Genomic DNA, 10,288 nt, shown 5'->3' on the forward strand with positions numbered 1-10,288 from the left:
AAGTGCCTAATACAATAGCATTGCTATCTCGCAAGTTGACATTATTACCTGTAGTCACAGCTACTGTGCTAAAGTTATTAGCAGCATTATCCAGAGTAATATTATTCGCTGCACCTGCGGCTAGAGTGGTAGTGCCACCAATAGTCAGAGTTGAACTAGCACCTTGAGTAATAGCACCATTACTTGTAATACTAAGAGTGCCACTCCCCGTCGAGATATTTTGATTTAATGTAACGCTACCACCAGTAGCATTTAATGACAAGTTAAGTGAGTCACCTCCAGCAGTGCTATCAAATATTTGCCCGTTAAGTACAATATTTTTAGCTGCTTGTAATGTCAGAGTATTAGTACCTTTGCCATTAAAATCTAAATCGCTAGCCAGGGTAATATTTCCATCTTGACTACCTGTTGCCCCTGTTGATATGGTTACAGATGCACCTCCAGTTAGGGCGGCTTTCAGAGTATCAATATTGAGTACCGCATTATCAGCACTAGCGGTAAAATTAGGAGCAGCGCCGCTACCACTATTAACAGCACTATTAATAGTAATATTTCGCGGATCGATTAGCCAGCTTCCTCCTAAACCTACTGGCGCAGTAATATCAGGAGTAGAGGTAACTTCTAAAAAGCCGCTACTACTAGTTTCTACAAAACCACCATTACCAGAATTCACCCCACCACGGGCACTAATATTACCGTGAATTCGGGATGTTGTATTCGACCAAACTATTCCTTCTCCACCATTGCCTCGATCGGTTGCATCGGCTTTAATTGTAGAATCATTACTAATATAGGTGACAGCAGCATTGGGAATTGTCCCTTGACCTTTATATCCTCCCCCAACTCGTACATTCCCCCCACCACTACCACCAGAAGCATCCAAATTCCCACCAATCAAACCAACCTTATTCCCAATAACATTAATCTCCCCACCAACCTTAGTAATAGCCGAATTAGAAGTATCAATATCGCCAGTTACTATAGCCACTCCCGTCTCATTCGGTACAATTGCCCCCGAAGCCTTTAATTGCACCTCCCCACCTTGGGTAACCCTAACCCCTGTCTCGACATTTTTCCCCGCACCAGTCAATAACTCCGGTAAATTTTTACCAGTAACTGGCAATACCAACCCATCTTTATCCCTTGGTGCTTCAAACTCTAAACTCAGGAGTTGTCCCTTTTGACTCATCTTCACCCGGCTTGTACCCGGTACTGCGGCAATAGTAATTGTTCCTCCCGATGCGGTTAATTTCCCAGTATTAATAACACTACTGCCAATTAAACTAATATTCTTACCCTCGGCAACGGCTAAATCACCAGCATTAATAATTGCCCCATGTTGTGCCAAGTCGAAGGCAAATTGATTGGGATTCCCCACCAAACTCTGATAGTCATTCGTCCCCAGGGCGTTAAACCAATTATTATCGCCAAAACCAATACCCGAAGCCGTCGTCGCAATAAAATCACCATTAACATTTAAACTGGCATTCGGTCCAAAAACCATGCCAGCCGGATTCATTAAATATAAGTTAGAGTTTCCCCCAGTTACCTGAATTAGCCCATTAATAATAGAAGCATCTCCCCCAACCACTCGCCCTAGGATATTCTGTATTTGGGGATTTGAGAGAAAATTAGCAATTTGATTGGCATCCAATCCTAACTGCTGGAAACTGTGGAACAGATTTGCCCCATCTTTGGATAATGTGCCACCGGAAATATCTAGTCTTTGCCCATCTGGAGTGACAATTGTGCCAGTACCATCCGGGGCTGATACGATCGGTTGCGCCACAACAACAGCTTTCAAAAAAGGAGAAGTGCCAAAGGCAAAAACCCAAAGCCAAAATCCAGTAATAGCTGCTTTTAAAAGAGTTATTGTTTTCATTGCTAATTCTATCACCCAGAGATATTTGGGGTTTATAGGGGGTGGATATTTTGTTAGGATTCAGGTATCAGTCTCTATTCCATCAGTCCTCAGCCTTCAAGACAATTAGCAAATTTTAAGAGTGTTGAGGGATGATGGAGGAACATTTATAACAAGACGGCACGTCGTCTAGAGAGACATGGGAAGATACTTAGCAAAAGATTGTTTGGCTCAAACCCTGACGGGCTGGTAGTTTGACAAGTAGTAATCCGCTCGACTTGCTACTTGCAGGAGATGCTCTATGTGTTATGATATAACATTTTTCTGAAAACGACTAAAAATATTTGAATAAAACCAATTTAGTGTTATATTTCTTCACATGTGTCTACCCAACTATTCTCCCAATTGATTCTGTTGTGTTCCCAAAACGCCGAAGGCAGGTTGATTCGCTTTCCACAGATTTTAATCATGGCGAAACTGCCACTATTGTTGCTGAAGGCATAGAAATGGCGTTTCGATCGGGAAATCAGTCTTATCAAGTACTGAAAGGTATTGACTTAGCAGTCCAAAGCGGGGATATTCAACTCCTGATGGGACCATCTGGCTCTGGGAAAACTACTTTACTTTCAATCTTAGCTGGACTAATGAAACCAACTGTGGGTAAAGTATATTTATTGGGAGAAGAAATCACAAGACTCTCTCAATCTAAGCTAACAACCTTTAGACGAGAGAAAATTGGCTTTATTTTCCAAAACTTTAATCTATTCCCCGCTCTAACAGCAGCAGAAAATATAGAGGTTGTCCTTAATATTAAAGGAGTTAAGGGTGTAAAAGCGCGATCGCAAGCCCAAGGATTACTAGAACAAGTGGGCTTGGGTTTACAGGCGAATCAAAAACCAGCAGACTTATCGGGTGGACAAAAACAACGAGTTGCGATCGCGCGGGCTTTGGCAGGGCATCCCCGTATTATTATGGCAGATGAACCCACGGCTGCTTTGGATTCTCAAAGCGGCCATAAAGTAATTGAGTTATTGCGTAGGTTGGCGAAGGAAGAGGGTTGTACTGTGTTAATGGTGACTCACGATCCTCGGATTATTGATGTGGCTGATAGTGTTATTTATTTGGAAGATGGGATGATTAAGGAAGGGTAGTTTGTTATTTGTTGTTGGTTGTTGGTTATTTGTTGTTGGTTGTTGGTTGTTGGTTGTTGGTTGTTGGTTATTTGCTATTGGTTGTTTGTTATCAATAAGGGAGTTAGATCTAATTGTTTAATGTAGTTGGGTTACCCTGTGGGAAGCCAGCTACGTTACTTCAACCCAACCTACAATTTTAGCTTCGTTTCATTATTGTGGCAATTTCATCTAGTATTTCTAATACGGATCGAGGATTCCATCCTAATTCTTGACGCGCCTTAGTAGCATCTACCCGCACGCAACGCTCATAAATATAGTGAACCCTTTCTCTACTAATCGGAGGTTGCCAGTTAAATATCCTTCCAATGGGGTCTAGAATATTTCCTGCTAATATAACTAGCGGTTTCGGCACTTCCATCGGGATGGGTATCCCAGCAGATTGACTGAGAATACCAAACATGTCACGAGTAGAAAGATCTCCAGCAGAAATAATGTATTTTTCGCCATTTGTACCTTTCTCTGCCGCTAAAATCATTCCTGCTACTAAGTCATCCACATGGACAATCCCCGTAATCCGAGCGCCTCCTGCCCAAACCTTCAATCCACCTTTCATAAATTGCTGGATTACTGGTCCAAAATGGGGGTCATCTGCACCAAAAATTCCTGATGGTAATATACTAACTACAGGGAACCCCTTACTAGCAAATTCATCTACTAATTGTTGAGCTTGATATTTCGTGCGATCGTATTCTCCAGAAAAGTCAGCTTGTTCCCGTTGAAAGGTTTCATTAACAACTTTACCTTTAGTATCCCCAAATACACCAATCGTACTACAATAAACCATTTTCGATACCCCAATCCCTTGGGCAACTTCCAATACTGCACGAGTTCCTTCTATATTTACCCGTGCCATTCTCTCCCCATCAACTATGCCTAATTCCACATAAGCAGCCGTGTGAAATACCCAGTCTACTCCAGTCATAGCAGCAGTCAGACTATCTCGATCTGTGATATCACCATAGACTAATTCCAGATTACAATCAGAGATGCGATGGCAATTACTAGACTTCCGTACTAAACCGACAACAACATCCCCTCGCTTTTCTAATAATTTGACTAAATGAGAACCTGTAAATCCATTCGCACCAGTGACAAGTGCTTTCATAATGCCTCCTATTTGGATGATAACTATAGTACTGAAAACGATATAATATCCAATTGTAACTAAATCAGGTCATACATGATAAAAATATCCGGAATATCTGTATTAGGATTGACAATGACTGTCGCCATAAACTTACATTTCCTATCTCAAGCCAAAGTGAACTATTCCTTCCCCAATTCTCCTTTCTCAACCACAAATACATCCGCTACCCCATCCCCCAATAAAATAGAAAACCCCCCAAATACATCCGCTGCTAATCCTGCTACTCAAGAAGAGAACGAAAAATTTCAGCAAATTATAGAAAACGCGACGGCTCAACAACTCCATCATAAATCCATGCCAGACATTATACAGGCGATCGCAAATCAATTTATCGGGACACCCTACCAAGCAGGATTATTGGACAAATCGAAAGCAGAAACTCTAGTCGTCACCCTGAATAAATTTGACTGCGTACTATTTGTCGAAACCGTATTAGCTATGGCGCGGGGTATAGCTATGCAAGATTATTCCTATGAAGCATTTCGCGATCGCATTATTGAGCAACGTTACGAAAATGGGGAGCTAAACGGATATTGTAGTCGCCTCCATTATTTGTCAGGATGGATTGATGATAACCAGAAACGGGGTATTGTAGAAAATATTACAGTAACATTGGGAGGTGTACCCCTGAATAAGCAATTAAATTTTATGAGTACACACCGCCAAAGCTATCCTCAGTTAGTAGATAGCGAGGGTAATTACCAATGTATTCTAGAGATGGAGGCTAAACTTAATCATCTCACTATCAATTACATTCCCACAAGTGGGATTCCCCAGATATACGATCGATTACAACCAGGAGATATTATTGGAGTCGCTACTGATATTCCAGGCTTGGATGTTACTCACACTGGATTAGTTTATCGCCAAATAGATGGAAATATTGGTTTGATTCATGCTTCACCTGCTGGGAGTGTCAGGGTTGCCAGAGATTTACAGCAATATGTGGGGAATGTGAAACATTCGGTTGGTATTATTGTGACTCGCCCTATTGATTCTCGTATTTAATCTGGTTGGGTTACTATAATCTGTTTTTTAACGCAGAGGGCACAGAGGTTAACACAGAGGTACGCAGAGGTTTTTTGATTCTCTCTTTATAGAGATAATGGTAAAGCAACTTTCTATATTTAATCTGGTTGGGTTACTATAATCTGTTTTTTAACGCAGAGGGCACAGAGGTTAACACAGAGGTACGCAGAGGTTTTTTGATTCTCTCTTTATAGAGATAATGGTAAAGCAACTTTCGATAATTCAAAATTTGTAGGTGCGGGTTTAGCTACTATTAGAGATTATAAAGTATTGAAGTGGCTTATAATAGCGTAGAAAACTACCAAAGGTTATTAGCCCTCCTTTGGATTATTAGACCATGATAGCTGAAACGACGCAAATTCGTCAAGTTTTGAGAATTAATCTCAATAATTTTAACGAAGTTAAGGCACTTTCAGCCGTTGGTGAATTTGTTAAGTTATATTGAGTACTTTTCTTTTGGGGGAGAGGGGTTGAGAGAGAGGGGAAAACCCTCTAGTCCGGAGCGGGAGATCTTGGACTGGGAACCTTCACAGAACCCAACTATTTAGTCTAATATTTGGGCACGCTAAGTACTGAAGAACCATTTGATTGAAGGTTATTGATTTTACTGCTAATATTTCTTCCTCAACCTGCTCCTAATACCTGCTAATTTATTATTTCATTGCGGGAGGTTTTGTTTTGTCTTTCTGGATTCGGTTCTAATTCTTTCGGCAATGATTGTACTGCACCCCATTGGGCGATGAAATCTTGTAATAATACCTCTTGTTGAGCGCGGAATCCTTCTAAGTTTGTCCCGCCATTCATAGTCACAAACCAGACAATTCCTTGCTTTTGAGTTGGTAATGCACCCGCTAAAGCACTAACTGCATTTAAACTACCGGATTTGACAATAGCTAAGGGGGGAATTTTTCTTTCATTTAATATCCCTTCATCTTTTCCCACAATGGCAAATAGATCGCCAACAGTCATATTATAATCTTGAAGGTATTGCTCAATTGCGAGAAACATGGCACAGACACCACGAGGTGAAATCTTATTTTGCTCGCTTAATCCGGAGCCATTGACGAGACTAATTTCAGTTTGAGGAAAATTAGCAGCAGTGGCGGCTTTCTGAGCCACAACTTTAGCGCCACCGACAGAATTAGCGATTATTTCTGCCATCTGATTATTACTATATTGATTCATTTTTTTTAGTAATTCGGCAAGGGGAAAGGAATAATGGCGGATCAGGGGTTTTAGATTACTGGGAGGTGAGGGGGAGACTTGTACGGAACCTGCGATCGCAATTTGGGGTTTAGGGGTATCTGTGGGTAAGGTTTGATACTGAGTTTGGGCTGCTGGAGGCCAAATTTGGGCGTTTAATCCTTGTTTAAGGAGATTGCCAGATTTAAGGGGATTGGTATCAAAATTCATGTAAAATTTACCTGTTACGATCAAGTTACCTTTAACTTGTTTGATTCCCATTTGATTTAAAAGATTACCAATCGCAAAGGCTTCTTCCCAAACAAAAAAAGGATCTTCTCCTCCCTCAATTACTAAGTCACCTTCTAATATTCCATTCTTAATCTCTCCCGTACTACTAATTTTAGTAATAAATTGATGATCTGGATTAAAGGTTTGTAATGCAGCGAGAGATGTTGCTACTTTGGTGAGGGAAGCGGCAGGTAAAGGGATAGTACCTTGATGATTTGCTAATAGGGTATTTCCAGATTGTATCCAAATACCTTGGTTTTGTTTAGCAAATCCTTTGGCAGCAATACTATTTATATATTGTTCTATTTTTTGTTGAATAGGTGAATTGGGATTATTCGGAGATACAATTTTTGGTAAATCTGGTTTTTTCACAACTTTTGGTAGAGTAGCAGTCTCAGTTGGCTTGGCTGAAGGTTGGGATGAGTTAGATTGAGGAGAACATCCGGTAATGAGGGTGAGGAGAGTTAGGGATAGGGTTGCAGTTAAGCGTAATGGTTTGAGCATATCCTGATTTGAGAGAAACTATAGATGAATAGGGTTAGTTTATTGAAATGATACTTGACAATTGCGATAATTTTTATTTAACGCAAAGGGCGCAAAGGTACGCAAAGGTTTTTTGGTCGATTATGGTGATTTTGTTACTAAATTAATAGTATTGCAATGACTCGCCCCTACACCTATTTTACTCAAACTTCTTAAAGCCCTTTCTCATAAACTCGATAAGTCTTACAAATCGTTCCTCCTGAAGCCTCAATCAACTTCCGGGATGGCATATTATCCTCCCAAACCCAAGAAAGCTCTCCTCGCTTATACGGCTTTCCCTTTTTCCTTCCCCCTTCCATTCCCAAATAAATCAACCCCAAAGGTACCATCTTTCGCCGATACTCTGGTAGAGAACAAATAGCAATTACTCTTCCTCTATCGATTTGGCGACGATACCACAAAAACTTGATAATTCCCAACCAATTCAATTTGCCATTAACATGCTTTAATGGAATATTATAGTCAGGCAATCCCATAAAAAAACCAATCATTTTTCCCTTATCTTCAGCAATAGGAAAAACATCTGGATCTACTAACGTTTGTAATGATTTTGCTTCTTCTAGAAATTCTTTCTCTGTGCGGGGTGTTGCACTCCAGTTATTAGAAAATGCTTTATTAAAAAGATGATATAGACTAATACAATCTTGGGTAAATCCATCACCTTTTGTTCTAATCGGGCGAAATGTAATGCCAGATTCACAAGCAATCCGATACCCTTTCTCAAATTTATCCGGTAAAGGTTTATCTAATGCGACATTATAAGCATAAGCATCCTTAGCTTTCTGCCAACCATCCTCTTCCATAAATTCTGGATAGTAGGACGGATTGTATGGCATCATCACCATCGGTGGCGAGTCAAAACCATCGACTAAAAATAAACAATTATTGTGTGTGGAGAGGTCAATTGGACCTCTTGCTACTGTCATTCCTTGTTCTCGCAACCAATGGCAAGCGCTGTTGAGGAGAGATTGTGCGATCGCAAAATCTGAGATACACTCAAAAAAACCAAACAACCCAATATTTTTCCCCTCCCTTTCAATCAACCGCCGATTCACCGCTGCTACAATCCGCCCCACTGCCTGAGACTTATTAGCTGAATCAAGAGCGATAAACTGCTGCAATTTTCCATATCCAAAAAAAGGATTATTCGGTGAGAATTGCTTGGCTATATCACTACGGAGAGGTGACACCCAGTTGGCATCATTACCATAAACTAGTCCTGGTACATCCAGAAACATTTCCATTTCTGCTGAAGTAGTAACAGCCCGAATCTCAAAAGATGAGGTCATTTGTTGTTTGTTGTTTGTTATTAGTTGTTCGTTGTTCGTTGTTCGTTGTTTATTGTAGAGCGAATTTATCTTTACCCCACCTTATTATTGTAGAACAGGCATCCTGCCTGTTACAGTTATTCATTATTTGACTAATAACAAGTGGCTTAAGCCACTTGCCAACAACCAACAACCAACAACCAACAACCAATAACCAATAACCAACAACAAACTAAGCACTAATCATCGGCTTATATAAAACATCTCTTGTTGCCATCATCCCCGCCACCAAACTATCCATCTCTTCCTTAGTATGAAGAGCATTAGCCGTAATCCGGATGCGAGGTTTAGCAATAAACCAGATGGGAGAAACCCAAATCCCGTGGTTTTCTAGCATTAACTTACCAAATAATTTCGGATTAATATCTGGTGGCAAGATAACAGGGATAACATTAGTTTCGCCAATAGCATTAAACCCTTGTTCGATTAAGCGCGATCGCAAATAGCGAGTATTGGACTGAACTTTTTGAACAAGTTCGGGGGTACGCCGTACCTGACGAATGCTTTCTAATGCTGCGGCAGTCAGAGGTGGCGATAAAGAAATTGTCCCAATGGAAGTAGGAGATACATTTAACAGAGGAATCAATTCTGGCACATGGCTGCTAATCGCCGCACCCGCCGAAGCAGCAAACTTAGAGAAAGTAGTCATAATTAGGGGAACAATTCCCCGCGCGATCGCGTCTTGTGGCAAGATATTAAAATGTTCGTATATCCCTCTTCCTGTAGCCCCAATCGAGCCACTGGCATGAGCCTCATCCATAACCAAAACACTATCTTCGTAATTCGACATTAGGTCGATCATGTCTGGTAGAGGAGCAATATCCCCATCCATCGAGAAGACAGCATCGGAAACTACCATAATCCGATCTTCAGGTCTAGCATATCGACGTAGCTTGCGAGCAAGATCTTCCACATTGCAGTGACGATAAGCCCTAACACGAACACGGGGACTGTGACCAAATAATTTTCCCGAACGGTTACCCGCATTGGCAAGAGCGGAAACAATACAGCCGTGATTGAGAACATCCGTTAGAATTAAAGTCTCGCGAGTATGTTGAAATCCCGAAACTGGAATAGCTAAATGACAAAAGGCATCCATTAAGGCTTGCATTGCCATCCAAGCATTGATAAATAACTGAGTATGTGGAAGGTGCTTAAACTCAGAAATCTCATTTTCTAACTGTCGATGCAAATCAATCCTACCGCTCAAAACCGAACAGGAACTATTGGACGTGCCATACTGGAGGATAGCATCAATTGCTGCTTGTTTGACCGCCTCTTCCTGAACCAAACCCAAAACGTCATTCGTGCAGAAGGTCAAAACCATCTGACGCTTACCTGTCGCTACCGCTTCAATCTCGACTAAATTGCCCCGCTTCTGGTGACAAATATATTCGTCGGGATCTAATCCGATTTCATACCAGCGCTGGACGTACTCTTTGACAACTTGCACAAGTTTACTCCTATGACCTTTTATCTAGATAGCCTATCGCCTCCAACCCAAGATGTGTATATTTCTACAAAGGTTCGTGGCTATCCTGAATTAATATAATGTTTCCCCTGTGGGGATTTATCTCGCACATGGCAACTGACACAAGCAGATAATATCGGTACATTGGCGATTGGCGTAAATCCAGCATTTTTGGTTTCTGCTTTAGCAGACTAGCACAAAAAGTAACAATCTGCTGGAGGTTTGATGTCTGGGGAATTGCTA

At 41.0% G+C, this 10,288-nt stretch carries 8 protein-coding genes; 2 read left to right on the top strand and 6 right to left on the bottom strand.

Annotated features, from left to right (window positions below; translation table 11 throughout):
• On the bottom strand, positions 1 to 1,882 hold a 1,882-nt coding region (locus tag NJ959_RS19265), incomplete at its 3' end, for a filamentous hemagglutinin N-terminal domain-containing protein (protein WP_254013363.1).
• Between the two features lie 383 nt (positions 1,883 to 2,265).
• Here NJ959_RS19265 and NJ959_RS19270 point away from each other — a divergent pair.
• Positions 2,266 to 3,012: an ABC transporter ATP-binding protein gene (locus NJ959_RS19270; protein ID WP_373693680.1), complete on the top strand. Its 747-nt coding sequence runs from the start codon at positions 2,266 to 2,268 to the stop codon at positions 3,010 to 3,012.
• A gap of 178 nt (positions 3,013 to 3,190) precedes the next feature.
• On the opposite strand, the gene NJ959_RS19275 is transcribed toward NJ959_RS19270, so the two are convergent.
• Entirely contained in the window at positions 3,191 to 4,159 is a 969-nt protein-coding gene (locus tag NJ959_RS19275) for an NAD-dependent epimerase/dehydratase family protein (RefSeq protein WP_254013365.1), read from the bottom strand.
• Positions 4,160 to 4,273: 114 nt separating this feature from the next.
• On the opposite strand from NJ959_RS19275, the gene NJ959_RS19280 reads away from it, so the two are divergent.
• Positions 4,274 to 5,209 carry an N-acetylmuramoyl-L-alanine amidase-like domain-containing protein gene (locus tag NJ959_RS19280; RefSeq protein WP_254013366.1) on the top strand — a complete coding sequence of 312 codons (936 nt, stop codon included), beginning with the start codon at positions 4,274 to 4,276 and terminating at the stop codon, positions 5,207 to 5,209.
• 666 nt (positions 5,210 to 5,875) lie between these two features.
• Here the strand turns inward: NJ959_RS19280 and NJ959_RS19285 are convergent.
• The 4 genes from NJ959_RS19285 to NJ959_RS19300 form a co-directional block, all read right to left on the bottom strand.
• The gene (locus NJ959_RS19285) at positions 5,876 to 7,207 is read right to left on the bottom strand and encodes a D-alanyl-D-alanine carboxypeptidase (RefSeq protein ID WP_254013367.1); all 1,332 of its coding nucleotides are present in this window, start codon (positions 7,205 to 7,207) and stop codon (positions 5,876 to 5,878) included.
• Positions 7,208 to 7,398: 191 nt separating this feature from the next.
• Positions 7,399 to 8,535 carry a hypothetical protein gene (locus NJ959_RS19290; RefSeq protein WP_254013368.1) on the bottom strand — a complete coding sequence of 379 codons (1,137 nt, stop codon included), beginning with the start codon at positions 8,533 to 8,535 and terminating at the stop codon, positions 7,399 to 7,401.
• Positions 8,536 to 8,746: 211 nt separating this feature from the next.
• Positions 8,747 to 10,027 carry an aminotransferase class I/II-fold pyridoxal phosphate-dependent enzyme gene (locus NJ959_RS19295; protein ID WP_254013369.1) on the bottom strand — a complete coding sequence of 427 codons (1,281 nt, stop codon included), beginning with the start codon at positions 10,025 to 10,027 and terminating at the stop codon, positions 8,747 to 8,749.
• A 64-nt stretch (positions 10,028 to 10,091) separates the two neighbouring features.
• Positions 10,092 to 10,288: hypothetical protein (locus NJ959_RS19300; protein WP_254013370.1), on the bottom strand; the 197-nt coding region annotated here is incomplete at its 5' end.

Origin of the sequence: Limnofasciculus baicalensis BBK-W-15 (assembly GCF_024178385.1) — a bacterium.
GTDB classification, from domain to species: Bacteria; Cyanobacteriota; Cyanobacteriia; order Cyanobacteriales; family Coleofasciculaceae; genus Limnofasciculus; species Limnofasciculus baicalensis.